The 23,994-nt window shown below is 58.7% G+C and carries 24 protein-coding genes; 9 read left to right on the plus strand and 15 right to left on the minus strand.

All coding sequences use genetic code 11. From position 1 onward, the window contains the following. Positions 1-2 precede the first annotated feature (2 nt). Genes AC2FF8_RS09930 through AC2FF8_RS09940 form a run of 3 tightly spaced genes read right to left on the minus strand, consistent with a single transcriptional unit; the run spans position 3 to position 2,575 of the window. Entirely contained in the window at positions 3-392 is a 390-nt protein-coding gene (locus AC2FF8_RS09930; protein WP_496879582.1) for an ACT domain-containing protein, read from the minus strand. Next, entirely contained in the window at positions 389-2,239 is a 1,851-nt protein-coding gene (locus AC2FF8_RS09935) for an ABC-F family ATP-binding cassette domain-containing protein (RefSeq protein WP_496879583.1), read from the minus strand. Before AC2FF8_RS09935 ends, AC2FF8_RS09930 begins: the two co-directional genes overlap by 4 nt. A 60-nt stretch (positions 2,240-2,299) precedes the next feature. Further along, positions 2,300-2,575 carry a hypothetical protein gene (locus tag AC2FF8_RS09940; RefSeq protein ID WP_425078131.1) on the minus strand — a complete coding sequence of 92 codons (276 nt, stop codon included), beginning with the start codon at positions 2,573-2,575 and terminating at the stop codon, positions 2,300-2,302. Positions 2,576-2,769: 194 nt separating this feature from the next. On the opposite strand from AC2FF8_RS09940, the gene AC2FF8_RS09945 reads away from it, so the two are divergent. Next, on the plus strand, positions 2,770-3,972 hold the full coding sequence (locus AC2FF8_RS09945) for a multidrug effflux MFS transporter (RefSeq protein WP_496879584.1): 1,203 nt from the start codon (positions 2,770-2,772) through the stop codon (positions 3,970-3,972). 119 nt (positions 3,973-4,091) lie between these two features. Next, a complete protein-coding gene (gene ndk, locus AC2FF8_RS09950; RefSeq protein ID WP_496879585.1) occupies positions 4,092-4,514 on the plus strand; it encodes a nucleoside-diphosphate kinase in 423 nt (140 codons plus the stop codon). Between the two features lie 53 nt (positions 4,515-4,567). On the opposite strand, the gene AC2FF8_RS09955 is transcribed toward ndk, so the two are convergent. Beyond that, on the minus strand, positions 4,568-4,915 hold the full coding sequence (locus AC2FF8_RS09955; RefSeq protein ID WP_210092247.1) for a TfoX/Sxy family protein: 348 nt from the start codon (positions 4,913-4,915) through the stop codon (positions 4,568-4,570). A 306-nt stretch (positions 4,916-5,221) separates the two neighbouring features. Here AC2FF8_RS09955 and AC2FF8_RS09960 point away from each other — a divergent pair, with 306 nt between their 5' ends. Genes AC2FF8_RS09960 through AC2FF8_RS09970 form a run of 3 tightly spaced genes read left to right on the plus strand, consistent with a single transcriptional unit; the run spans position 5,222 to position 7,965 of the window. After that, the gene (locus AC2FF8_RS09960) at positions 5,222-6,742 is read left to right on the plus strand and encodes a CHAD domain-containing protein (RefSeq protein ID WP_496879586.1); all 1,521 of its coding nucleotides are present in this window, start codon (positions 5,222-5,224) and stop codon (positions 6,740-6,742) included. 3 nt (positions 6,743-6,745) lie between these two features. Further along, positions 6,746-7,501, plus strand: coding sequence for a ParA family protein (locus AC2FF8_RS09965; RefSeq protein WP_425078134.1), 756 nt, complete (start codon positions 6,746-6,748; stop codon positions 7,499-7,501). Continuing rightward, positions 7,498-7,965, plus strand: coding sequence for a CYTH domain-containing protein (locus tag AC2FF8_RS09970; RefSeq protein WP_257600581.1), 468 nt, complete (start codon positions 7,498-7,500; stop codon positions 7,963-7,965). Before AC2FF8_RS09965 ends, AC2FF8_RS09970 begins: the two co-directional genes overlap by 4 nt. Here AC2FF8_RS09970 and AC2FF8_RS09975 read toward each other — a convergent pair. The 5 genes from AC2FF8_RS09975 to AC2FF8_RS09995 all read right to left on the minus strand — a co-directional run bounded on the left by AC2FF8_RS09975 (position 7,962) and on the right by AC2FF8_RS09995 (position 15,420). Continuing rightward, positions 7,962-9,275, minus strand: a complete 1,314-nt coding sequence (locus tag AC2FF8_RS09975; protein WP_480684474.1) for an ATP-binding protein — start codon at positions 9,273-9,275, stop codon at positions 7,962-7,964. The genes AC2FF8_RS09970 and AC2FF8_RS09975 overlap by 4 nt on opposite strands. 49 nt (positions 9,276-9,324) lie before the next feature. Further along, the gene (locus AC2FF8_RS09980; protein ID WP_152457754.1) at positions 9,325-10,005 is read right to left on the minus strand and encodes a response regulator transcription factor; all 681 of its coding nucleotides are present in this window, start codon (positions 10,003-10,005) and stop codon (positions 9,325-9,327) included. A gap of 180 nt (positions 10,006-10,185) precedes the next feature. After that, a complete protein-coding gene (locus AC2FF8_RS09985) occupies positions 10,186-11,622 on the minus strand; it encodes a DegQ family serine endoprotease (RefSeq protein ID WP_425078138.1) in 1,437 nt (478 codons plus the stop codon). A 749-nt stretch (positions 11,623-12,371) separates the two neighbouring features. Beyond that, positions 12,372-12,971, minus strand: a complete 600-nt coding sequence (locus AC2FF8_RS09990; protein ID WP_496879587.1) for a nucleotidyltransferase family protein — start codon at positions 12,969-12,971, stop codon at positions 12,372-12,374. A 31-nt stretch (positions 12,972-13,002) separates the two neighbouring features. Then, positions 13,003-15,420 carry a GcvT family protein gene (locus tag AC2FF8_RS09995; RefSeq protein ID WP_496879588.1) on the minus strand — a complete coding sequence of 806 codons (2,418 nt, stop codon included), beginning with the start codon at positions 15,418-15,420 and terminating at the stop codon, positions 13,003-13,005. Between the two features lie 79 nt (positions 15,421-15,499). Here AC2FF8_RS09995 and AC2FF8_RS10000 point away from each other — a divergent pair, with 79 nt between their 5' ends. Next, positions 15,500-15,688 carry a hypothetical protein gene (locus AC2FF8_RS10000; protein ID WP_496879589.1) on the plus strand — a complete coding sequence of 63 codons (189 nt, stop codon included), beginning with the start codon at positions 15,500-15,502 and terminating at the stop codon, positions 15,686-15,688. Between the two features lie 146 nt (positions 15,689-15,834). Here the strand turns inward: AC2FF8_RS10000 and AC2FF8_RS10005 are convergent, their stop codons facing one another. From AC2FF8_RS10005 to AC2FF8_RS10020, 4 genes are all read right to left on the minus strand, one after another. Further along, a complete protein-coding gene (locus AC2FF8_RS10005; RefSeq protein ID WP_170344609.1) occupies positions 15,835-17,142 on the minus strand; it encodes an HlyC/CorC family transporter in 1,308 nt (435 codons plus the stop codon). 63 nt (positions 17,143-17,205) lie between these two features. Then, positions 17,206-18,162 carry a site-specific tyrosine recombinase XerD gene (locus AC2FF8_RS10010; protein ID WP_496879590.1) on the minus strand — a complete coding sequence of 319 codons (957 nt, stop codon included), beginning with the start codon at positions 18,160-18,162 and terminating at the stop codon, positions 17,206-17,208. Positions 18,163-18,164: 2 nt separating this feature from the next. Next, a complete protein-coding gene (locus tag AC2FF8_RS10015) occupies positions 18,165-19,685 on the minus strand; it encodes a hypothetical protein (RefSeq protein ID WP_257600587.1) in 1,521 nt (506 codons plus the stop codon). Further along, positions 19,675-19,824, minus strand: coding sequence for a hypothetical protein (locus AC2FF8_RS10020; RefSeq protein ID WP_257600588.1), 150 nt, complete (start codon positions 19,822-19,824; stop codon positions 19,675-19,677). The genes AC2FF8_RS10015 and AC2FF8_RS10020 overlap by 11 nt, the downstream gene beginning before the upstream one ends. 79 nt (positions 19,825-19,903) lie before the next feature. Between AC2FF8_RS10020 and AC2FF8_RS10025 the strand changes: the two genes are divergently transcribed. Both AC2FF8_RS10025 and aroB read left to right on the plus strand, forming a co-directional pair. Further along, on the plus strand, positions 19,904-20,491 hold the full coding sequence (locus tag AC2FF8_RS10025; RefSeq protein WP_170344605.1) for a shikimate kinase: 588 nt from the start codon (positions 19,904-19,906) through the stop codon (positions 20,489-20,491). Next, the gene (gene aroB, locus AC2FF8_RS10030; RefSeq protein ID WP_496879591.1) at positions 20,492-21,604 is read left to right on the plus strand and encodes a 3-dehydroquinate synthase; all 1,113 of its coding nucleotides are present in this window, start codon (positions 20,492-20,494) and stop codon (positions 21,602-21,604) included. A gap of 9 nt (positions 21,605-21,613) precedes the next feature. Here aroB and AC2FF8_RS10035 read toward each other — a convergent pair whose 3' ends face one another. Next, entirely contained in the window at positions 21,614-22,684 is a 1,071-nt protein-coding gene (locus tag AC2FF8_RS10035; protein WP_496879592.1) for a site-2 protease family protein, read from the minus strand. Between the two features lie 18 nt (positions 22,685-22,702). Then, positions 22,703-23,197, minus strand: coding sequence for a single-stranded DNA-binding protein (gene ssb, locus AC2FF8_RS10040; RefSeq protein ID WP_170344602.1), 495 nt, complete (start codon positions 23,195-23,197; stop codon positions 22,703-22,705). Positions 23,198-23,400: 203 nt separating this feature from the next. Between ssb and AC2FF8_RS10045 the strand changes: the two genes are divergently transcribed. Further along, positions 23,401-23,979 carry a lytic transglycosylase domain-containing protein gene (locus tag AC2FF8_RS10045; protein ID WP_496879593.1) on the plus strand — a complete coding sequence of 193 codons (579 nt, stop codon included), beginning with the start codon at positions 23,401-23,403 and terminating at the stop codon, positions 23,977-23,979. Positions 23,980-23,994 lie beyond the last annotated feature (15 nt).

Below are 23,994 nucleotides of genomic sequence, written 5' to 3' on the forward strand. Positions count from 1 at the left end.
TGTTATCTGCTGCTCCGTTGCAGGTCTTGCAGGATACGCATGGCATCTTGCGAACACCCTGATGGGACATAGACGTGATCGTGGTGATACCCCGCGACCATGTTTGCGGGAATGCCGTCCCCAGCCAGCGCGCTGGAAACGGCGGCGGTCAAACCAACACCTTCCAGCGAGGAATGAACCTGCAACGTGATGCATCGCATCGCGACGGCACCTTCCGGTGCCGCACTGATCGGGACGATGAGAGACAACCCTTCGTCCTCGACACAGCTGGCCTGCGTGCCCTTTGGCCAGGGTTTGTCTTCAGGCCATACGACAAAGGCAAACTCACCGGGCTGCAAGTGGGGATGCATACCGGCAATCATAGCGTCGGTGTCTTTGACGGGTGTTTTCATGCTGTTTCTGCCTGTTCAAGCCGTTCGGCGGCGGCGATCCATAAAGCCTCGGCTTTTTGCATGGCCTCGGTGACTTCGGTGAACTTGCGGTTCCAGGTTTCTAGGTCGTTGATCCTGTCGTCCTCGTACAGCGCCGGATCGGCCAGTTTGGTCGAAAGCTTGTCATGCATTTCCGCCAGCTTCTCGATCCGGTCCTCGCATTTGCGCAGATCCGCGCGCAAGGCCAATATCGTCTCGCGCGGGGGGCGTTTCGATTTGGCCGTCCGGGGCTTTTCCCTGACGGGTCTGTCGCGCGCCAGCAGCAGGGACCGATAGGCTTCAAGGTCGCCGTCGAAAGGTTTGACGGTACCGTCCGAAACCAGCCAGAGACGATCCGCGACAAGGCTCAGCAGATGCATGTCGTGGCTGACCAGAACCACCGCGCCGGAATAGGCCGTCAGCGCCTCGACCAGCGCCTCGCGGCTTTCGATATCAAGGTGGTTGGTCGGCTCATCAAGGATCAGCATATGGGGCGCGTCGATCGTGGCGAGCAGCAGTGAAAGGCGCGCTTTCTGTCCGCCCGACAGACGTCCGACCTCGGTTTCCGCCTGATCCGCGTTCAACCCGAAACCGGCCAGTCGCGAACGCCACTTGCCGGGCGCCTCGTCGGGGCGCAGACGGCGCAGGTGGTCCAGCGGTGTTTCGTCCACATAGAGCTCATCCACCTGATGCTGCGCAAAATAGCCGATGCGCAGCTTGCTGCTGCGGGTCATCTTGCCCGCCAAAAGGGGCAGCCGGTCCGAAAGCAGTTTGGACAGGGTCGACTTGCCCTGTCCGTTCTTGCCCAACAGCGCGATTCGGTCATCCTGATCGATACGCAGGTTCAGGCGACGCAGCACTTCGGTTTCGCCATAGCCTGTGACGCCACCTTCGATCTGGATGATCGGCGGCGACAGTTCCTCGGGTTCCGGAAAGCTGAAGGCGCGCAGGGCGGCCTCTTGTGGGGTCGAGACCAGTTGGATGCGTTCGATCATCTTCAGGCGCGACTGGGCCTGAACGGCCTTCGATGCCTTGTAGCGGAACCGGTCCACAAAGCTTTGCAGATGTGCGATGCGGGCCTTGGCCTTGGCGTTTTCCGATTCCGCCTGTGCCAGCCGTTCCGCACGGCGTTCCGCGAACTTGTCGTAGGGCACGGCGTAATAGGTCAGCTTGCGGTCTTCCAGATGCAGGATCGACCCCACGGCGCGGTTCAGAAGGCCGCGGTCGTGGCTGATGATGATCACCGTGTGCGGATATTTGGCCAGATAGCTTTCCAGCCACAGCGCGCCTTCGAGGTCCAGATAGTTTGTCGGTTCGTCCAGCAGCAGCAGGTCGGGCTGAGAAAACAGCACCGCCGCCAGCGCAACGCGCATCCGCCAGCCGCCCGAGAAATCCGAACAGGGGCGCTGCTGGTCTTCGTCGTCAAAGCCCAACCCCTTGAGGATCGAAGCCGCGCGGGCCTCGGCGGACCAGGCGTCGATATCGGCCAGACGGGTCTGAATCTCGGCGATACGTGTCGGGTCTTCGGCGCTTTCGGCCTCGGCCATCAATGCACTGCGTTCGGTATCGGCGGCCAGAACCGTGTTGATCAGCGAAACGTCAGAGGAGGGCACCTCTTGCGCCACACCGCCAATCCGAGCGCGCTTCGGGGCCGAGATATTTCCCGATTCCAAAGCCAACTCGCCCCGGATCAGGCGGAACAGCGTGGTCTTTCCGGTTCCGTTCCGACCGACAAGGCCAACCTTGTGACCATCGGGAATCGTCGCGGTTGCGCCATCAAACAATGGACGACCTTCAACGGCATAGGTGATGTCTTCGATCCGTAACATGGGCCGAGCACTGAGGCACGGCCCACGGCTTGTCAATGGGGGCAATGGGCCAATTGGCCGTCAATCCAACACGCTGGCAGCCTTTTCGAATGGGTAGGATTTGAACCCGACCAGAGGCTGATCGCCGTCCTCGCTGAAAGCGAAAACGTGTATTTCGTCATGGTGCACGGTCGCGCGGCAGAAAGTTCCCGGGCCCTGCAACGCCACGGGACATTCCTCGAGGTCGACATGCGGAACCGCAGTTTCGAACAGTTCATATTCCATCGGCAAGGGGGCCTGATCTGCCAGCGCGGATGAGGCAAGAAGACAGGCGGGGATAACGATTTTGTATGTCATGGTCGTGTCTTTCACAGGTTTCGGAATCTGTTCGCAGAAAGAAACTTACTAAAATAGTCAGATTTTTGAATCCGAAATCTCCGTGTGCGACATTCCACCGCTTCGGAACGCGCCATCCGATGGCCGGGGCATTGGGCATGGGCTTGCAGACCCGCATGTGGTAGCCGTCTCGGGAACGCAAAACGGTAGTTGGTATGCGCGCGGCACAGACTTCGCCCTCTTTGGTGACCCTTGTCCTTGCGACCGGTCTGTCGGTGCTGTCGCTGAACATGTTTCTGCCGTCTCTTGCCAACATGGCGGTCGATTTTCGCGCGGATTATGCACTGGTGAACCTGTCCATCGCGGGCTACCTGGCGGTTTCCGCGGTTCTGCAACTGATCCTTGGGCCGATGTCCGACCGGTTCGGGCGCAGGCCGGTTCTCTTGGTCTGCATGACGGTTTTCGTGGCGGCGTCACTGGGTTGTGTTCTGGCGGAATCGATCTGGACCTTTCTGGGGTTCCGTCTGATGCAGGCCGCCGTGGTCGGGGGCTCGGTGCTGTCTGCCGCGTCGATCCGCGACCAGTTTCCGCCCAACGAGGCGGCCAGCAAGCTGGGATATGTCGCCATGGCGATGGCTTTGGCACCGATGCTGGGCCCTATGCTGGGCGGCAGTTTGGACATGCTGTTCGGGTGGCGGGCCGGGTTCGTCTTTTACACTGTTGCAGGGGCGGCGCTGCTGACGCTGCTCTGGGCGGACATGGGCGAGACCAACCACAACCGGTCGGCCACCTTCGCTGCGCAGATGCGCGAATACCCGCACCTGTTTCGTGCCCGGCGGTTCTGGGGCTACGCGTTGTGCGCGGCATTCTCGATCGGGGGATTCTACAGTTTCATCACCGGGGCGCCCCTGGTGGCCGCCGCCTGGTTCGATCTGAGCCCCGCGACGCTGGGCCTGGGGATCGGAATCATCACCGGCGGTTTCATGGTCGGCAATTTCGTGACGGGTCGGATCGCCGCGCGTACTCGGTTGACGACGATGATTCTGGCCGGACGTATCATCGCCTCGGTCGGGCCGTTCTGCGGGCTGTTGCTGTTTTTAGGTGGGATGGGGTCGGTTTGGGTGTTTTTTGGATCAGCCATCTTTGTTGGTTTTGGAAACGGTTTGACGAACGCTAACGCGTCTGCGGGCGTCATGTCGGTTCGACCGAAACTGGCCGGCAGCGCGGCGGGCCTTTCAGGGGCCCTGATCGTCGCGCTCGGTGCGGTCATCACTTCGATTACCGGAGCGGCGGTCAGCCCCGAGAACGGCCCGTATCTGGTGCTGTCGATGATGGCAGCCAGCAGCTTTCTGGGTCTTCTGGCGGTTCTGTATGTCCGTTGGGTGGATGCACGAGACCCGCTTCCCGACGCAATCTGACGCCCAAAGGCGCAATCGCGCCATCATTCCACTTTTCACCGGCGAAATACCGTGTTAGGCGGCGCGCGATGAATTTCGCGCGGCCCAGCCCGCGCCGTCAGACCAAGGAGAGGCCCGATATGGCACTGGAACGCACTTTTTCGATCATCAAACCCGATGCAACCCGCCGCAACCTGACCGGCAAGATCAATGCCAAGTTCGAGGAAGCTGGCCTGCGCATCATTGCGCAGAAGCGCATCCACATGACCAAGGAACAAGCCGGCAAGTTCTACGAAGTTCATGCCGAGCGTCCGTTCTACGACGAACTGTGCGAGTTCATGTCGTCGGCTCCGGTCATTGTTCAGGTTCTGGAAGGCGAAGGTGCCATTGCCAAGAACCGCGAAGTCATGGGCGCAACCAACCCGGCGGACGCAGCACCCGGCACCATCCGTGCGGAATTTGCTGAATCGGTTGGCGAAAACTCGGTCCATGGTTCGGATGCACCGGAAACCGCGGCTGTTGAGATCGCATATTTCTTCTCGGGCATCGAACTGGTCGGCTAAGCCGGTTTAATGCCGAAAGATCGGGCCGCTCCGTCAGGGGCGGCCTTTTTTTTTCAGACCTGCTTTAGATCTTTGGGTGCAACGCGGACCCCGATGGCATCCAGATCAGCAACCATCCGGTTTTCCGGCGCGGCGCTGTTGCCGGCCTTGATCGCGTCGAAACGCTGTCGCAGCTTCTTTTTCTCTTCACCCTTGCAATCATTCCAGGGGCGTCCCTGAAGCCCCATCACCAAAACATAGTAGCCGATGAAATGTGCTTTGGTGCCAGCCCGCAAAAGCCGGGCATAGGCCTCATCCGCTCCCAGCTCTCGCAGTTCATCAGCCGAGTGGATGCCGGCACGCGCGCAGGCCTGCTCGAAAGCCGGGCCAAGGTTGCGGATCGAAGAAACCGGATCGCTCATGAGCCTGTCTTAATTGCACCTCCGGGGTCTGTCACCCATGTTTGCGCATTGTCGAAACATAATGTCTTGCTGTCTTGTGGTGTTTCCGCTCTCATGAGGTCATGCTGCCTCGGCGGTCCGGGTTTCAATAGCCGAAAGACACCAAAAAGCGGGTCGGTCCAGGGCCAGACAGTCTGCTGGCCAAGGTAACAGCCGAATAGGCTGAACGTGATGAAGGATCAGAACCGTCGAAGAAGGAACCAACGTGCCGAAGATCGTTGAGACCAGCGTCAATGAATACCTGAAAACGCCCCGGATTGGTGGATCATGACCGAACCTTCAGGTATTCAGTGCATTCTGTCCCAATCCATTGACCAGTCGCTTGTTGAAAAGCTCATTCCCGGGTTTGCGATCAGGATCGGCCCACCGACGGAATCGAGATCTTTCGTGCTTTTGGATTGCCACGATCAATCGTTGCGGAATTCAGGTCGTGTTCTGCTTGAGGTCGGAGAAACACTGTGGCTTTTTCGAAATGGCCGTGCGCCGCTGTCTCAACGCTGCAAGGGGCAGGGACGGTTTGTTCAAGAGCTACCGCAGGGCCCCGTGAAAGCGGCTTTGAAGGGTTTCCCCAAACTGCGCGCGCTGATGCAGATCGGAGCCGGGGAGATTCAGGTGAAATCCCTCGCCGTATTGGATGAGCTTGACAAAACGCTGGTCAGGGGAACGGTCTGGTGCCTGTCTTCGCAGACGGGTCAGGCAGCAATCGTTCAGCTTCAGCGGCTGCGGGGGTATAAGAAAGAATTCCAAAAGGTGAACACCGCGATTTCCACCGCGTGCGAGGGGCAGGCGGGTGTAGAAGCGTTTTACGCCGGGCTTTTCCCGGGCATGGCTGCCTATCGCGCCAAGCCAGAAATCCAGTTGGGAAAAGCTGAGCCATCCATTCAGGTCGCGGCAGATATCATTCAAACCTATCTGAAAGTTGCCCGGCAAAACGAAGAAGGAATAATCGCCGATATCGACACGGAATTTCTGCATGATTACCGGGTGTCTCTGCGGAAGGTCCGATCCGTGATCAGCCTGTTCAAAGGCGTTTTTTCAGACGCGCAGACAGTGCAATTGAAACGTGTCTTTTCCGATCTCATGGACGCCACCGGGCGCATGCGTGATCTGGATGTCTATCTTCTGGAAAAAGATAAATACTTCAGTCTGGTACCGCCCAGTCTTCACGCGGGCCTGCAAGAGATGTTCGACCTTTTCGAGGAGGAGCGCGCCAAGGAGCTGTCACGTTTGTCCCGCCGGTTGCGCAGTGACGAATACAACGCCCGTATGTCCGATCTGACGGCGATGTTCAACGGATCGGATCGCCTGACGCCCGGATCTAACGCGAAACGGGCAGCACATGAATATGCGTGCGCATTGATCTGGAAACGGTATCGAAAAGTCTGCAAAACCGCACGCGGCATCACCGACGAGACTCCGGACGAAACCGTGCATGACCTTCGTATTGATTGCAAGAAACTGCGTTATCTGATGGAGATATTTGGGCCTCTGTTCGATGAAAAGAGCTTCAAGAACATCATCAAGCCATTGAAAAAGCTACAGGACAATCTGGGCGTGTTCAACGACTGCTCTGTTCAGCAAAAGTCCTTGTTGGCTTTTGTCGCGCAACACAGCGACACGCGGGGTCATGTGGATGCGCGGATGGGTCTGGCCGTGGGGGGATTGATTGCGGTTCTGGATCAACGCCAAAAGGCCGAGCGGAGCCGCGTGATTGCCAGCTTTCAGAAATTCGACGGGCCGGAAACCCGGCACTTGTTCCGGACCTTGTTTCACCGACAAAAGGAGTGAGGAATGAAGATCATTGCCTGTTACAGCAACAAGGGCGGTGTCGGCAAAACCGCAACTTCGGTGAACCTTGCTTATTCCTATGCGCAGGCGGGGCAACAGGTGCTGTTGTGTGATCTCGACCCCCAGGGCGCATCGGGGTTCTACTTTCGGGTGAAGCCTTCGAAAAAGCTGACGGATGCGCGGTTTTTCGAAGATGTGGAACGGTTTACCAAGGCAATCCGGGCCAGCGATTTCGAAGGGCTGGACGTTCTTCCGGCGAACCTGACCTTCCGCGACTTCGACGTGTTCCTGTCGCGGATGCGAAACAAACGCTCGCGGTTGAAAAAAGCTTTGATTGCCGCGGGCAGCGACTATGACGTGATCATTCTGGATTGCCCGCCCAATTTTTCGACCCTGTCCGAGAATATCTTCAAAGCTGCCGATGAAATCGTCGTGCCGGTCATTCCGACGCCCCTGTCCGAGCGGAGTTTCGATCAGCTGGTGAGCTTTTTTGAACAACACAAGCTGCGCAAGAAAAAACTGCGGGCCTTTTTTTCGATGGTACAACACCGGAAGGTTTTGCATCAGGAAACCATGAAGGCGATGCGCAAGCTGTATCCAAAACGCTTTTTGCAGACGGTGGTTCCTTTCGCCGCGGATATCGAAAAGATGGGTCAGTATCGTGCGCCGGTCTGTACCTATGCCGGGCGCAGTGCGTCTTGTGCGTCTTACAGGGCGCTGTTTGAAGAGCTGGAAAACGGAGTGATTTCGAACCAATGAGCAAGGAAATCGAACGCAAGTTTCTGGTTTCAAACCTGCCGGACCTGAGCAAAGCGAAAAAAGCCGTTGTAAGACAGGGTTATCTGACCGCGCCCGACGATTCCACCGAGCTGCGGCTGAGGCAAAAGAACGATGCGTATTTCCTGACCTTGAAAGGGGTTGGTGGCCTGGTCCGGGTAGAGCGCGAGGCCGAGATCACCGCGGATCAGTTCGAAACCTTCTGGCCGGAAACGGAAGGGCGCAGGGTTGAAAAAGAGCGCTACACCGGCCATTTGCCCGATGGTCTGTTGTTCGAGCTGGACGTTTTTTCTGGCGATCTGGCGCCGTTGCGTCTGGTCGAGGTGGAGTTCACCTCGGAGGAGCAGGCCAAAGGATACGTGCCACCGGATTGGTTCGGCGCGGATGTCACCGCCGACACGCGTTACAAGAACAAGACCATGGCGATACACGGTGTTCCGGATTAACGCTGTTGTGCCAGATTGATCGTGGTTTCCAGCCCGGGATCGCAGTTCCGGGCGGCAAATTTCCCACCGTGCATATGTGAAATTGCGGCCACCAGCGCCAGGCCCAAACCTGCATTGCGTTCCGTCCGCGCGGGATCAAGTGTCACGAAGGGAAGCTGAAGGCGATCCAGTTCTTCGGGCGGAACGCCGGGGCCACGATCCCTGACGCTCAGTTGGGTGAAACCGTCGCGAGAACCGATCGAGATCGTGATCGTAGTATGTTCCGGCGCGTAGCGCATTGCGTTTTCCAACAGATTGGAAAGAGCTTGCGACAGAAGCGGCCGGTGCCCCTGAATGGCAGGGGCGGAACCCCTGACTTCAAGTTGCACACCTTGATCGGCGGCGACCGGCTCATAAAGCTCGACAACATCGCCAACAAGTTGCTGCAAATCTATGGTTTCGAATTGCTCGCGCCCCAGACCGGCCTCGGCCCGCGAGATTTCAGTGAGTTGCCCCAGCACGCGCAGGACGTGATCAATTTCACCCGTCGCCCGTGCAATGTCGATCTCGCGATCCAGATCGCTTTTGCCAGGTTCAGAGAGGGCCTCGACCCTTTGCCGCAGACGAGACAAAGGCGAGCGAAGATCATGTGCTATGGAATTCGAGGTGGTCCGAAGGTTGCTGATCAATTCCTCGATCCGGTCAAGCATGTTGTTCAACGTGCCCGAAACCTGATCGAATTCGTCCCCGGTTCCGCGCAGCGGCATCCTCTTTGACAGATCGCCTGAAACGATATTCTCGGCCGTGCTGGCAATATCCGAAAGGCGCGAGAATACCAACCGCGTGAACAACCAGCCGGTGATGACGCTGAGAACCAATGCAATCCCAAGCGCCAACGCAACCGAGCGAAACAGAACCCTGTCGAATTGCTGGCGTGACGTAGCATCCCGCCCAACCAGAAGGCGCTCACCGCCCGGCAGGCGGATCGATGCGGCTGAGACGGACACGAACTGATCATTGTCTGCCCGGCGCAATTCCAAGTCTACCCAACCGCTTCCGGCGGCAATGTTCACCGGCCAGGACTTGAGATTGCCCGCAAGTTTGAGGCCCAACCGATCTGTCAAAAGATAGAGCGCGTCCCGCTCTGGGGCACTGGGCAAACGGCGCTCAATTGCAGTGATCAACCCAATCAGCCCGCGTCTTTCGTATTCATCTGCAAGCCCCGTCAACTCTGCTGATACGACCGAGCGGGTCTCGGCCTCGATGCTTCGGTTGGCGGTCACATAGACGAACGCAAGCACTGATGCCGTCAGAATCGTGCTCAGAATCATGCTGGTTGCGACCAGCCTTGTTCTTGAATTGTTTAACGAAAGCCGCAGGTTATCCATCGGACATCATGTAACCTGCTCCGCGGACGGTTTCAATCAACGGGGCATCGCCGCCTTCGTCCAACTGGCGCCGCAACTTCGAGATATGCACGTCGACGACGTTGGTGTTCGGGTCAAAATGATAATCCCAAACGCCTTCAAGCAACATGGTGCGCGATACCACACGGTTTTTGCGGCGCAGGAAAAATTCGAGAATCTGAAACTCACGCGGTGTCAGGGTGATCTCGTGCCCATCGCGTGTGACCTTGCGGGTCAACAAATCCATCTGAAGGTCTTTGCAGGTCAAAGTCGGCGTCTCTTCGGATTCCTGAGGGCGACGCAACAGGGCTTCGATTCTGGCGTGCAGTTCCTGAAACGAAAAAGGCTTGACCAGGTAATCGTCAGCGCCCGAGCGCAGCCCTTTGACCCTTTCGTCCACGGCGCTCATCGCCGTCAGCATCAAAACCGGGGTTTTCAAACCGGCGGCCCGCATGGACTTGATCAGCGACAGCCCGTCCAGACCGGGCAGCATCCTGTCAAGAACAATGGCGTCGAACCCACCATCCGTGGCATGGTACAACCCCTCACGACCGTCAGCCGCGGTTTCGACCACGTACCCTTCTTCGCCAAAACCTTTGGCGATGAAGTCCCTGGTGTCAGCATCATCTTCGACGATCAACAGACGGCGGCTCATGCTCGGGCTCCTTTCTTCCGATATCTAATCACAAATTTTAACTAAAGCATATGGTTAGAAGAAGTTCTTGCCGGGTGCTGGGCCGGCACCCGGCAAGCCCGGCGGATAGTGGACAACTCTGATCCGCCGGGTGAGGCGTGCGCCGAAAATCCCCATCAAGCGGCGCACGCATGTTCAGGGTCAGGCCAGTTCGACCGCGACGAAGATCTGGCTGCCGCCACGGTTGATCAGCACCAGGGCAGGATCGGTTTTCTCACTGTCCAGCGCCGCCTTCAGCGCGTCCGGAGTAACAGTGTCCTGATTGCCGAGCTTGACGATCACATCGCCGCGCTTCAGGCCGGCCTTTGCCGCGGGGCTGTCGGGCTTCAGGTCGGTGACGACGACGCCCTCGACAGTTTCAGCAACACCGGTTTCTGCCCGAACCGCTTCGGTCAGGGGGGCCACGGTCACACCCAGCGTCGTGCCCGCAACTTCTGCCTCGACCGGTTTGTCTGCCTCGGCCGATGCGGCCTGATGCTGGCCAACCGTCAAGGTCACCGTTTCCATCTTGCCGTCACGCAACACGGTCAGAGTGCTGTCGGTGCCGACCTTGGTCGTGCCCACAAGGATGGGAAGATCACCACTGGAGTCTACGGCATCGTCGTTGAAGGTCAGGATCACGTCTCCCTGCTTCAGGGCACCATCTGCCGGGCTGCCTGCAACCACGTCAGAGACCAGCGCGCCCGAGGAAGCCTCGATTCCCAACGCGGCCGCAAGTTGCGGGCTTACGTTCTGGATCGACACGCCCAGCCAACCGCGGCTCACCTGTCCGTCATCCCGCAGATCGGCTGCGATGTGTTCAACGATGTTCGACGTGACGGCAAATCCAAGACCGACCGACCCACCGCTGGGCGAATAGATGGCCGAGTTCACGCCAACCACTTCGCCTTCCATGTTGAACAGGGGGCCGCCCGAGTTGCCCTTGTTGATTGCCGCATCCGTCTGGATGAACTCTGCATAGGGTCCTTCCGAGATGTTGCGGCCCTTTGCCGAAACGATGCCTGTGGTCACGGTCGAGCTCAGGCCGAAGGGATTGCCGATGGCGACCACGTCTTCGCCCACGCGGATTGCGTCACTGTCGCCAAGTTCCACGGCTTGCAGGTCAGTCCCCGCGTCGATTTTCAGAACCGCGATATCCGTCAGCGGATCCGTTCCGACCACTTCGGCGTCGAAGGTGCGATCATCGCTGAGGCGCACGGTCACGGTCGAGGCATTGTCGACGACATGGTGATTGGTGATGATGTATCCGGCCTCATCCAGAACAAATCCCGAGCCCAGGCCCTGGGACGGGCCACGTTGCGGCATGTTGAACCCTTCCGGGCCGCCGAAGCGTTTGAAGAATTCACCAAAAGGGTGCCCATCGAAGTCAAAGTTCTGACCCTGGGCCGGGGTCGGCGCTGCGTCGTGTTCGGCGATGATGGTCACGACCGACGGTGAAACGGTCTCAACCAGATCAGCCAATGCCTCGTCCGCCATGGACGGCATGGCCGTCGTTGCCAGAAGGGCCGCGCCGAGCGCGCTGGCACCTGCCCAGTTGGATGTGCGGGGAAGTAGAAGCGAGGATTTGCGGATGCTCATTTGTGTCTCCTGTTATCATCACGCAGTTGCGGCTGCGCGTTGAGACAACAGATGCCTGCTCAGAATTGGCGTTTCCTGACTGATCAATTAATAAATCTTAATTTTGCCACAAAGTCGGTGTTGTGTTGCGGTTGACGTTGATCGGGATTCGCGGATTTTCACCGATCCGAACCAGGGCGAATCGGAGGATTGTTGCTAAAAACGGCGTCAAACTTTCAAAAACATTGAATTTGTTTTGTTTTGTTGACAATCATCCCTCCGAATGATGGGAAAAAGGTCTGCTCTTCCAATGGTTGTGGGTGGGTTTGGTCGAGACATGGCTTGACACAAAAAAAATGTTTTTGATTGCGGATAATGGCAAATAAGTTTGCGCTTAATCCCGAATCGCTACCGCTTGTGAAAACAGTCGATCGCCTTAAGGTTGATTTCAGTTTGGCGCGATGTTGCGTAAAAGCCATTTGCAGAAGACCCAAATTAACCCTTCCTTCCAATTTTACGTTGTTTCAAACGATCGGATAGGTGAGGATGAAGGTGCCCAAGTGAGGGGAGCCAAAAGCGCTAGGGGGCGCTGGCGGCTAACTCGATCACCATAAGTGATAACGGCGTGTTAACGAGGGGGTCTTGTTTAGGTTTGGCTGTTTGAGAGCCGGGGTGTTTCTGAAAGCACACTGGCCGCGCTTTGGAGATTGAGCAAAGTGGTAGTCCTGTTTTGGGCACCGGCCCGGTCGACAAGACCGGGCCGTGTTTGTTCAGAGGGCATGTTTTCTGTGCCAGTCCTTCCAGTCATCCGGGGTATCCAGATCCAACAGCGCGTTTCGGCCGGGCAGGGGATGCAGATAAACACTGTCTTGATACTTTCGCACGATCTCCTGGGCACCGTCGTCCCCTTGCAACTGTGACAGTTGATCAAAAAGGGATCTGTCAAACACCACCGGATGACCGGGCTTTCCATCCTCGGTTGTGCCACGCCAGATCAGGTTGTCGGGATGGGTTTGTCGCGCTTTCAGGATTGTTGCCAGGTCAGCTTCCGTCAGATCGGGAAGATCGGCCAGCAAAACCATGGCGGCGGGAGCATCCGGCGGCAGTTTTTGGATCGCGGCGCGCAAACTGGCGTTCATGCCTTCTGCCGCATCCCGGACCGGAACGATTTGAACATCCATGCCATCAAGCGCGCCATATCTTGGATTTGGTTCAGGGGGCAGGGCGACGATCACAGGTCCCACGGCGCAGGCCACGCTTGCCGAGCGGGCGACCAACGGGATGCCGTTGATCGGCTGAATCAATTTGTCGATGCCGCCCATACGGCTGGATTGGCCCGCCGCCAGAAGGATAATGGGTATTTCAGTCATTTCAGTACAATGCCGTCGGCCCGCGCCCAAGTCATCCCCTCATTCGGGCGCCGTCTGCGTCAAACAAGGGTGTCGAGATGACCTTTGCCTTGCGCATCTGGCCCAATATTTCGATCTTTGCTTCAAGCCCATCTGTTGCGCGTTCGGGTGGCAGAAAACCGATGGCGACGGATCTTCGGGCACAATGCGAATAACCGCCCGAGGTGCAAAAACCCACGACCTTGCCGTCGAGCCAGATCGGTTCATAGGCGTTCACGTCGGCATCGACTGCATCAACCTCGAAGGCCACCAGCTTGCGCGCGGGGCCTTCTGCGCGTTCCGCCTCGGCGGCGGGGCGGCCGATGAAGTCCGCACTCTTGTTGAAGGCGATGAACCGGTCCAGCCCGGTTTCGGCCGCCGTGTAGTCGGGTGAGAATTCGCGCATCCATGATCCGAAGAACTTGTCCAGCCGCAGGCTCATCATCGCGCGCATGCCGAAGGGTGTGATGCCGTGCGGCTGGCCGGCCTGCCACAGGGTCCACCACAGCTGGCGCTGCGCCATCGGATCGCAATAGATCTCGAACCCCAGATCGCCGGTATAGCTGACCCGCTGCACGATGCAGTCAGTCATGCCCACGCCCATGCGGCGCACGTCCATGAAGCGCATGTCGCTGATATCAGCGCGGGTGCAGGCGGCCAGAACCTCGCGGGCCTTGGGGCCGGCAATCTGGAATCCGTTGCGTTTGTCGCTGATATTCTCGACGGTTACGCCGTCTTGCTGATGCTGCCGGAACCAACGCATGTGGAAGTTTTGCGCGCCGTATGAGGCGGTGAGTTGGAACTCCTCCTCGGCCAGACACGACACGGTAAAATCCCCGATCAGCTTGCCCTTGGGCGACAGCATGGGCGTCAGCGACAGGCGGCCCGGGGCGGGGATGCGCCCGGCCATGATCCGATCCAGCCAGTCGCGGGCGCGAGGGCCGGTGATCAGGTATTTGCCGAAATTGTGCACCTCGTTGATGCCGACGCCTTCGCGCACGGCACGTACCTCGCGGCCCGTTGCCTCGAACGCGTCTGAGCGGCGGAAGGACGGGGTTTCATAGCCGGGTTCTCCTTCTTGCGCGAAATAATTGGCGACCTCGAGCCCGTATTGCTGGCCCCAGACCGCGCCCAGATCGGAAAAGATGTCATACATCGGCGTGGTGCGGTTGGGGCGTGCTGCGGGCAGCTCCTCGTTCGGGTAGGCGACGCTGAACCGTTTCTGATAGTTCTCAATCACCTTGGGGCGGGTATAGCCGGGGGTGATCCAGTCGCCGAAGCGGGCCACGTCCATGGCAAAGACGTCGCGCTCGGGCTCGCCTTCGATCATCCATTGCGCCAGCGTCAGGCCGACGCCGCCGCCCTGGCTGAACCCGGCCATCACGCCGCAGGCCGACCAGTAGTTGCGCACGCCCGGCACCGGCCCGACCAGCGGGTTGCCGTCAGGCGCAAAGGTGAAGGGGCCGTGGATCACCGACTTCACGCCCGCTTCGGCCAGAAACGGGAAGCGGCGATAGGCGAACTCGATACTGTCGGTAATTTTGTCGAAATCATCCGGCAACAGCTCGTGCCCGAACTCCCATGGCGTACCGTCCACAGCCCAGGGTTTGCAGGGCTGTTCGTAAAAGCCGATGCACAACCCGCGCCCTTCTTGCCGCAAATAGCTTTCGCCAGCCGGGTCCATCACATGCGGATGCTCGCCACCCGCGTCGATGATCGCCTCGATCTGAGGGACGTTGTCGGTGACGAGGTATTGATGCTCCATCGGGTGCAGAGGGAAGTAGATGCCTGCCATCGCGCCCACCTCGCGCGCCCAGAGGCCGCCGGCGTTGACGATATGCTCGGCGTGGATGGTGCCCTTGTCGGTGACCACGTCCCAGGTGCCGTCGGGGCGCTGGTTGGTCTCGCGCACCATGCAGTGGGTTTCGATCGTGGCCCCGCCCATGCGCGCGGCCTTGGCATAGGCGTGGGTCGTGCCCGAGGGGTCGAGGTGCCCGTCCAGCGGATCATACAGCGCGCCGATGATGCCGTCGGTGTTGGTGATGGGGGCGATCTTCCTGATTTCGTCGGGGCCGACGATCTCGGTCTCCAGCCCCATGAAGCGGTGCTTGGCGCGTTCGGCCAGCAGCATGTCGAACCGGTCCTGATTGTCGGCCAGGGTGATGCCGCCCACATGGTGCAGCCCGCAGGACATGCCGGTGATCTCTTCCAGCTCTTTGTACAGCCGGATGGTATAGCCTTGCAGCGCGGCCATGTTGGTGTCGCCGTTCAGCGTGTGAAACCCGCCCGCCGCATGCCAGGTCGATCCGCTGGTCAGTTCGGACCGCTCCAGCAGCATCACGCCCGACCAGCCCAGCTTGGTGAGGTGATAGAGCACCGAACAGCCGACGACGCCGCCTCCGATGACGGCAACCTGACAGGTGGTTTTCACAGTGTTCCTCCCTATGGTTTTGGAAAAACTGTCGAGCCGATGGGAATATTACTCGTCTGTTAGCGACAACAAGTGTCGCATGTCACGTATTGCACGAGCTTTGGATTTGCAGAGCCTTCTCGCACAGCCAAAGCGCGTCGAAACCTATAACCGAGCGAAACAAAACGGCGGCCTGCGTCTTTTTCAGTGCGGCATCGCCCAGTGGTTTTTTTCTGCCTTGAAGGCGGCTTTTTCACTGTACTGCACGGCTGAAACCAAGCCGGGGTGATCAAACTGGCCGTCGTGCCCGGCTCCGTGCTTGGGCCGGACAGTGCGATGATCGGAATATCCGCGCCCGGTTCAGCGCCATTGGGTCGTTCAGTTGACGGCAGGCGCTTTGCCAGTGCTCGGAACGTTTCGGAAAAATCGCAGGCGTTACAGGGGGCGCACTTTCAATCCGGTGATGCGGTTGCCTTCACGCGCCGTGACCTCGAACCGGAAACCGTGGAACGAAAACACCTGACCGACGTCAGGGATCATCTGTGCCTCGTGAATCACCAGGCCGGCAAGTGTGTTCGCCTCGTCATCCGGCAGAGACCAGTCCAGTGCCCTGTTGGCATCCCGGATCGTCATGGAACCTTCGACCAGATACTGGCCATCTTCGGTGCGTATTACAGGCACCTCTTCGTCTATGTCGAACTCATCGGCGATCTCGCCCACGATTTCTTCAAGAATATCTTCAAGCGTGATCAGGCCCCGCAGTGACCCGTATTCATCCACAACCAACGCAAAATGGCTGTGCATGCGCAGGAATTCCCGCATCTGGTCGTCCAAGGTCGTGGTCTCGGGCACAAAGTAAGGGGCGTTTGCCACCTTTCCGATGTCAAAGCTTGCCAAACGGTCGGTCCCGCCGTCGCTGCTGCCTGCCTGCGCATACATGGCGCGAAAGAGGTCCTTGGCGTGGACAACACCCACGATGTTTTCCGGCTCGTCCCGGAACACAGGCAAGCGGGTGTGCGGGCTTTGCAGACATTGTTTCAGGATCGCCTCGGGGGCAGCATTGGCGTCGATCATCTCGATATTCGAGCGGTGCAGCATGATCTCTTCCACCGTCCGGTCGCCTAGATCCAGCGCACCCAAGATGCGGTCGCGGTCTTCTTTTTCGACCACGCCTTCGGAATGACCAAGTTGCAGAGCGCCGGCAATCTCTTCGCGCACGGCCAGAATGTTGCTGTCGGGATCGATCTGCACGCCGAACAGACGCAACACACCGCGCACCAGCAGCCGCACCGCGGCCACAATGGGTGAAAACACCGTCACGACGACGCTGATAATCGGCGCGACAGCCGCCGCGGCCTTTTCGGAATTGGTGATGGCGTAGGTCTTTGGCAGCACTTCGGCAAAGATCAGCACCAGCAGAGTCATGACCAGTGTCGCCAATGCCACGCCGCTTTCGCCGAACAGCCGGGTGAACAAGGCCGTCGCCAGCGAGGCCGCCAGGATGTTGACAAGGTTGTTGCCCAGAAGAACCGATCCAATCAGGCGTTCATTGTCATCGGTGATTTCTAGCGCCTTTTTCGCCCCGCGTGATCCTTTGTCGGCCTGAGCCCTCAGTTTTCCGCGAGAAGAGGCTGTGAGCGCTGTTTCCGAACCCGAAAAAAAGCCGGACAAAACGAGCAACAAGAGGATCGCACCTGACGTAAACCAGAATGTGCTGTCGATCAGAGAAGGTGAGGGTTCCATTGGTCCTTGGTGGGTTAGGGTGATGCATCCGTTATGGGGATGCCGCCCCGCTGGATCAAGGGCTTAGCCCCGGTCTTCGTCAGGGTCTTTGCTCAGCGGGTGGTGTTGCAACACCAGTTCAGTCAGCCGTTCATCCAGAACATGAGTATAAATCTCGGTCGTTGCGACGTCGGCGTGGCCCAACAAAGTCTGGATCGAACGCAGGTCAGCGCCGTTGGCCAGCAGATGCGTGGCAAAGGCGTGACGCAGGGTATGCGGGGTGACTTTCTCGGGAGAAACACCACCCTGAACGGCCAGTTCCTTGACCAGCAGAAAGAACCTGTGCCGCGTCAGGTGGCCGGACTTGCCGCGCGACGGGAACAGAAAGCGGGATCTTTGACCGCCTTTCTCGACGGTCTGGTCTTCGGCTTCGTCCCGTACGGTCAACCAGGCGGCCAAAGCATCCCGCGCCGGTGGGGACAGGGGCACCATGCGTTCCTTGCCACCTTTACCCAGCACCAACAGCATGCGCGGATCGCCTCGGGCCGAGGAAACGGGCAGGGACACAAGTTCGGTCACGCGCATCCCGGTGGCATAGAGAACTTCCATCAAACAGGTATTGCGAATGCGATCGGCCTTGCTGCGCCCGGTTTGTCGGGCGGCATCAAGAAGACGGTCGACTTCGGGCACGTCCAGTGTTTTGGGCAATCGCTTCTGCCGTCCCGGACCTTTGATCTGGATGGCGGGGTTCGTCTCGTTCCAGCCTTCCTCGAACGCAAATCGGTAGAGCTGTTTGATGGCTGACAATCGCCGCGCGCGGGTAGAGCGCGACAAGCCCTCTGCCTCGCAGTCGATCAGGTAGGCTTCGATCTGATCACGATCTGCCTGATTGAATCCGGATCCCCTGTGCCCCAACCAGGACGCAAAGTCCTTCAGGTCGCGCCCATAGGCCAGCAACGTGTTTGTCGCCGCGCCAAGTTCCGCGGCCTGTGCCTGTAGAAAGGTCGAAATCCAAAGTTCGTTTGTCGCCGGGATAGCCATCTTCAACGCTCTTGCAGGATCAACAGGCTCAACGCGGCGCGCCGCGCGGTGTCTTCCAGGCCCACGCGTCGGAAGGTTGCGATTGCTGCGGTCAGATCCACCAGATTGCCCCGTGCACCATGCGCAAACAGCTGCATGGCTTCCAGTATGGCTTCACCAAGCTGACCGTTGTCCAGCAAGGCGTCAATGTCGTTGGGTGCGGGCGCCGCCCATTCGAACCCCTGAGAAACCGCATCCGCCAACGGAGAAGGAGAAACCGCCCGCCCCGGATCACCCTGTGCCAGCGCCGCAAGAAACAGGGTATCGATCGAGTTGTCCGGTGCGGATAGTGCTGCCTGTTCGTACAGGTCAGACAACATCAGAATGCGCCAGCGCAGGTTTTCAGTTGCCGGCACCGACAGCGAAACCTTCGACAGACGCTCGGCGAACAATTCGGCGAAGGGTACTTCAAGCCCGACGCTGCGCATCTGCTGCCAGACCGGTGGCAATGTTTTTCCAATGGCTTCAGCGTTTCGCGTATCCAATGCACTTTCAAATCGTTGGATGGCCGCGACCCGGTCCCAAACTGCGCCGGACGCAGCCGGGGACCGCTCGGTATAAAGTCCAAGCAATTGATTGGGCGTCAAAGCGCCAATGCGTGTAAGCCGTTCGGCGGCTTCGATCTGTGCTTTCCATCCGGCCACATCCCGAAGATCCGCGTTGGCGAAAGCTCGTGGCAACGAGGCGGACGGAAGCCGTTCTCCGATCGCTTCGAACAGTCGGAAACTCAATGGATCAGGGTTTTCAGGTTGGGGCAGATAAGCCGCGCCTTCATAGAGTTCAGGGCTTAGAAAACGATCCAGAACCGCCAGTTCTTCCGGTGGCAGGATGTCCAGGGCATGCGCGGCTTCAAGCGTCAGCGCGGCCGATGCCCAATCTCCGCGCCGGGCTTTACAGAACACTTGCGCGGCGTAGTCCTTTGACAGGTGCGGTTCGGCGATAAGGGCGGTGCAGCTGCGATCCTCATCGCCGGTCAGCAGCGTTGCGTCAAACCAGCGCTGAAACCGATCCTGTGTATCGGTCGGCCCGGCCAGTTGAACCAGCGATTGCACGGGATCAGCCGCGCCCAGTTGCATCAGACGGTCCAGCCGCGCCAGCAGCATGACCTCTTGCGCATCAGGACCCGCCGGTGCGCGGGTTTCCGACAGAAGCAATGTAAACAACAGGCGTTGCATGGCCGGGTTGTCGCGAACGGGCGTCTTCGCGATCAGCTCCGCCAGCCGGTTCGCATCGCTGCCTTGCCACAAATCCACGGGCAACCCGGTGACGGATGATGCGACCAGGCCCAAAGGTTGCGACAACGCTTCAAGCGGCGTGACCTCAATTTCGGGCAATCCGCCGTTCTGTGCCACCGGCGGTTCCAGCAATACGGTTCCGGGCAGGTTTTGCGGCGGATCCGCAAGCCACTCGATCGCGGATAACGGGGTCTGCGCATGTGCCGATCCCGCCAGAAAGACCGCCAACAGCGCCTGTCTAGTCGACATCCAATACGACCGGTTCGCGGATTTCACTTTGAGGCGCAGAAAAATCCGCACCAAAGAATGGGCCAATATAGGCATAGGCGACCAGCCCAATGAAGACCAGGCAAAGAACATATATCAGGAATTTGATCAGTCGGCCCATGGCGCCACGCTGCCTCAATTTTTGATTTTGGCCAAGTTATAACTGGCATTTTTCCCAAGATCACGTCATTCACGTTTAAATGAGCGAAATTAAGCATAACACACATTCGACAGACACACAGGGCGGCTTTGATCTGCACAAAACCGTGGTTCTGGTGGGTATGATGGGGGCTGGCAAGACCGCGGTGGGGCGCGCATTGGCTGCCCGGCTGGGTGTTCCGTTTCTGGACAGCGATGCCGAGATAGAATCAGCCGCCAACATGACGATTCCTGAAATCTTTGAACGTGACGGCGAACCTTTCTTTCGCGCCAAGGAATCGCAGGTCATCAGGCGCTTGCTGGATGAACAAAAAGGCATCCTCTCGACGGGGGGTGGGGCGTTTCTCCAGCCGGAAAACCGTCGCATCATCGCCGAAAAGGGCGCTGCCGTCTGGCTGCGCGCGGACCTGAATGTTCTGTGGAACCGTGTGCGCCACAAAGACACCCGTCCTCTGCTGCGCACGGCCGATCCGTATGCGACATTGAAAGCCCTCTATGAGGCCCGCGTGCCGGTTTATGCTCAGGCCGATCTGGCTGTGGATTCGGATGGTGAGACCTCGATCGAAAATATGGCAGGCCGCGTTGTCGACGCCCTGATGACACGCCCTGATGTTTTGGAACTCAAATAAATGCACCAAACAGTACATGTAGACCTGGATGACCGTTCGTATGATGTTGAAATCGGTCCGGATCTTCTGACGCGGGCGGGGGGCTGGATATCTCCACTTCTGGCCCGGCCAAAAGTCGCGGTTCTGACCGATGAAAACGTGGCCGGTCTGCATCTCGAGGCGCTGCGCGCCGGGCTGAATGCCGCGGGGATCGAGATGACCGCGCTGGCGCTGCCCGCCGGAGAGGCAACCAAAAGCTGGCCGCATTTCGAGCGCTCCGTCGAGTGGTTGCTCGCTGAAAAAGTCGAACGCCGGGATGTTGTCGTGGCCTTGGGCGGCGGCGTCATCGGAGACCTGGCAGGCTTTGCAGCGGCGGTTTTGCGGCGTGGTGTTCGTTTTGTGCAGATTCCAACGTCCTTGCTGGCGCAAGTGGACAGCTCGGTTGGTGGAAAGACCGGCATCAACGCACCACAGGGCAAAAACCTGATTGGCGCGTTTCATCAACCGTCTCTGGTTCTGGCCGACACCTCTGTCCTTGGGACCATGACCCAGCGAGATTTTTTGTCCGGGTATGGCGAGGTCGTGAAATACGGTTTGCTTGGCGACGCGGAATTCTTTGATTGGCTAGAGGCGAACGGGCCAAGCGTTTCCTCGGGTGACATGGCGGCCCGCGTGCGCGCGGTAACGCGTTCAGTGCAAATGAAAGCCGATATCGTCGCGCGGGATGAAACCGAACAAGGCGACCGGGCTCTTCTCAATCTGGGGCACACGTTCTGCCACGCTCTGGAGGCCGCAACAGGCTATTCCGACCGCCTTCTGCATGGTGAAGGTGTGGCAATAGGCTGTGCGCTGGCGTTTGAACTGTCGTCTCGGCTGGGTCTGTGTTCGCAAGAGGATCCAAGCCGGGTGCGCGCGCATCTGAGGGCGATGGGAATGAAAACGGATCTGGCCGATATTCCGGGCGAATTGCCAAGTGCCGACACGCTGGTGGATCTGATGGGACAAGACAAGAAAGTCGTGGACGGCCAGCTTCGGTTTATTCTGGCGCGTGGGATCGGACAGGCGTTCGTGACGTCCGATGTGCCGAAAGATGCGGTTCTTTCGGTCCTGTCAGATGCGCTTGCCACGGCTTGACCTGAAAGCCTAGCGCCCCTGAATGACCATCAGTTCACCGATGTTCTCGCGCGTGATGTAACCGATCATGCGACCACCCCGAGTGACCACAGCGATCGCCGGAGCGCCTTTGTGCAGATGTTCCAACACGGTCTCGAGGCCGGTGGTAAGCGAGACCGCGGGGACATCGGCATTCATGATCGAGGTGGCAGGTGCCGATCTGGGCTGATCGCCTGCGAGCGCGGCAAACAGTCGATCTCGGGTCACAAAACCAAGCAGAGATTGATCCGTATCCAACACAGGGAACTCGTGCTGCGTGGTGTGAATTACGGCTTGTGCTGCCGTGCTCAACGTATCGTTGGGGGAGAGCGCGTGAAACTCGGTGATCATCGCATCCCGGGCCAGAACCCGGCGTGCCGCGGATCGCAGGGCGACGTCCTGGCTTTCGGCGTTGGCGGCGATGAACACGAACACGGCGATGAGCACCAGAAACGGGTTGCCTGAGCTCAGCCCCAAAAACCCCAGAACCACCGCAACGATCTGACCTCCGACCGCAGCCACACGTGTTGCTTTGACGCGATCCATGCGCAGGCACAGAAGGGCGCGGAACACGCGCCCTCCGTCCATGGGGAAGGCCGGGATCATGTTGAATACGGCCAGCAGAAGGTTGATGTAGGCCAACCTGTTCAGAAACCCGATACCAGGTGAATCGATCTGGGAAAGTGTCTCGATCGGCAGTCCAGCACCAAAGGCGACCAGAATGACCCAGATCACGATGTTCACCGCCGGACCTGCAAGTGCCACCAAGACTTCTTGCAAAGGCTTTTCCGGCATCCTTTCAAGCCGGGCCAACCCACCGATCGGCAACAGTGTTATGTCTGGGGTCTTGATTCCATACCGCCGCGCCATGAGGGCATGACCGAACTCATGGGCGACCACACAGGCAAACAAGGCCAGAACAAACAACAGGTTGTCTATGGCTGCCGGCAGGCCGCCGGCGGAATAGGCCGCAAAGCCCACCCAGGCCAGAAGCAGGAAAAATGTGACATGGACCCTCAGTTCGGACCCGAGCAATCGGCCGAGAGAAAAGGACCATGTCATATCGTGTCTCCGAATTGCCTAGAACGGAATCTCGTCGTCGTCGATTCCGCCCGATGCCGGTGCCGGTGCCGGGGAACTGGACGGACCACCGTAGGGGTCTCCGTACCCGCCGCCACCGGCCTGGCCGCCGCCGTAACCACCGCCGCTGCCGCCGCCTTCACCGCGGCTGTCGAGCAAGGTCAATTCACCGCGGTAGGGGCGCAGAACAACCTCGGTTGTATAGCGGTCTTGCCCGGACTGATCCTGCCATTTGCGGGTTTCCAGCTGACCTTCGATATAAACCTTGCTGCCTTTGCGCAGATATTGCTCTGCAATACGGGCCAGCGGTTCCGAGAAGATGGCGACCGAATGCCATTCCGTTCGTTCTCGGCGTTCGCCCGTGTTGCGGTCTTTCCAGGTCTCTGACGTGGCAATGCGCAGATTGCATACCTTTCCGCCGTTCTGGAACGACCGGACCTCGGGGTCGCGGCCAAGATTACCTACCAGAATGACCTTGTTGACTGAACCCGCCATGAAAATCCTCGTTCTGTTTTCGCGTATGTGCGCCGAATCTGGCGCGACTTGTTTCGTGAGACCCTATACGGCCTGCATCATGGTTGAAAACAGTAGATACAACAGTGTTGGGCAAGAGTCTTACTTTGGTCTTTACCAAGCTTTCATTTTTTGTGGGAATACCTATAATCCGACTGGTTTCTTATCGAGCAGGATAGGCATTGATGCGTTCTTGGGTTGCTGGGTTTTCTGTTGTCTGCCTTGTGCTGGCCGTTTTGCCTGTGCAGGCGCAAACGCTGTCTACCAAAAGCCGCAAGGATATCTTCCTCAAGCAGTCCAAGATTCTGGATACCCGTGCGGCGACGCAGTATCGCGATTCCGCGCGGTTGAAACCCAGGACATCCCGTGCGCAGACCAGCAAGCGATATACAGGAAAGTATCGCGGCCAGTATCTGGACCTGGCGAAACAGGCTGCCCGCCTTCACAACATTCCCGAAGACTTGTTCCTGCGCCTTGTGCAGCAGGAAAGCGGATGGAACCCGCAGGCGAAGTCTCACAAAGGTGCTCTGGGATTGGCGCAATTGATGCCTCAGACCGCCGAGCTTTTGGGGGTCAACCCGCATGACCCCAAGCAGAACCTCGAGGGTGGGGCCAGATACCTGTCCTGGCAGTATCGCAAGTTCAAATCCTGGCCACTGGCCTTGGCCGCCTACAATGCGGGCCCAAAAGCGGTGGAAAAGCATGGCGGCATACCGCCGTACAAGGAAACCCAGAACTACGTGAAGGTCATCTGGGGTGGTTAAACCCGATGCCGCGGC

The organism is Ruegeria sp. YTSA144 (genome assembly GCF_059610125.1).

Bases quoted from the DNA above. Each gene is read 5' to 3' on its own strand.
- AC2FF8_RS09985 (WP_425078138.1), bottom strand. From the start codon at position 11,622: ATGAGCATCCGCAAATCCTCGCTTCTACTTCCCCGCACATCCAACTGG.
- AC2FF8_RS09930 (WP_496879582.1), bottom strand. From the start codon at position 392: ATGAAAACACCCGTCAAAGACACCGACGCTATGATTGCCGGTATGCAT.
- AC2FF8_RS10035 (WP_496879592.1), bottom strand. From the start codon at position 22,684: ATGACATGGTCCTTTTCTCTCGGCCGATTGCTCGGGTCCGAACTGAGG.
- AC2FF8_RS10020 (WP_257600588.1), bottom strand. From the start codon at position 19,824: ATGGGCCGACTGATCAAATTCCTGATATATGTTCTTTGCCTGGTCTTC.
- AC2FF8_RS10025 (WP_170344605.1), top strand. From the start codon at position 19,904: ATGAGCGAAATTAAGCATAACACACATTCGACAGACACACAGGGCGGC.
- AC2FF8_RS09975 (WP_480684474.1), bottom strand. From the start codon at position 9,275: ATGATTCTGAGCACGATTCTGACGGCATCAGTGCTTGCGTTCGTCTAT.
- AC2FF8_RS10010 (WP_496879590.1), bottom strand. From the start codon at position 18,162: ATGGCTATCCCGGCGACAAACGAACTTTGGATTTCGACCTTTCTACAG.
- AC2FF8_RS09955 (WP_210092247.1), bottom strand. From the start codon at position 4,915: ATGAGCGATCCGGTTTCTTCGATCCGCAACCTTGGCCCGGCTTTCGAG.
- aroB (WP_496879591.1), top strand. From the start codon at position 20,492: ATGCACCAAACAGTACATGTAGACCTGGATGACCGTTCGTATGATGTT.
- AC2FF8_RS10045 (WP_496879593.1), top strand. From the start codon at position 23,401: ATGCGTTCTTGGGTTGCTGGGTTTTCTGTTGTCTGCCTTGTGCTGGCC.
- AC2FF8_RS09960 (WP_496879586.1), top strand. From the start codon at position 5,222: ATGACCGAACCTTCAGGTATTCAGTGCATTCTGTCCCAATCCATTGAC.
- ndk (WP_496879585.1), top strand. From the start codon at position 4,092: ATGGCACTGGAACGCACTTTTTCGATCATCAAACCCGATGCAACCCGC.
- AC2FF8_RS09940 (WP_425078131.1), bottom strand. From the start codon at position 2,575: ATGACATACAAAATCGTTATCCCCGCCTGTCTTCTTGCCTCATCCGCG.
- ssb (WP_170344602.1), bottom strand. From the start codon at position 23,197: ATGGCGGGTTCAGTCAACAAGGTCATTCTGGTAGGTAATCTTGGCCGC.
- AC2FF8_RS09935 (WP_496879583.1), bottom strand. From the start codon at position 2,239: ATGTTACGGATCGAAGACATCACCTATGCCGTTGAAGGTCGTCCATTG.
- AC2FF8_RS10000 (WP_496879589.1), top strand. From the start codon at position 15,500: ATGTCACGTATTGCACGAGCTTTGGATTTGCAGAGCCTTCTCGCACAG.
- AC2FF8_RS09970 (WP_257600581.1), top strand. From the start codon at position 7,498: ATGAGCAAGGAAATCGAACGCAAGTTTCTGGTTTCAAACCTGCCGGAC.
- AC2FF8_RS09990 (WP_496879587.1), bottom strand. From the start codon at position 12,971: ATGACTGAAATACCCATTATCCTTCTGGCGGCGGGCCAATCCAGCCGT.
- AC2FF8_RS10005 (WP_170344609.1), bottom strand. From the start codon at position 17,142: ATGGAACCCTCACCTTCTCTGATCGACAGCACATTCTGGTTTACGTCA.
- AC2FF8_RS09965 (WP_425078134.1), top strand. From the start codon at position 6,746: ATGAAGATCATTGCCTGTTACAGCAACAAGGGCGGTGTCGGCAAAACC.
- AC2FF8_RS09945 (WP_496879584.1), top strand. From the start codon at position 2,770: ATGCGCGCGGCACAGACTTCGCCCTCTTTGGTGACCCTTGTCCTTGCG.
- AC2FF8_RS10015 (WP_257600587.1), bottom strand. From the start codon at position 19,685: ATGTCGACTAGACAGGCGCTGTTGGCGGTCTTTCTGGCGGGATCGGCA.
- AC2FF8_RS09980 (WP_152457754.1), bottom strand. From the start codon at position 10,005: ATGAGCCGCCGTCTGTTGATCGTCGAAGATGATGCTGACACCAGGGAC.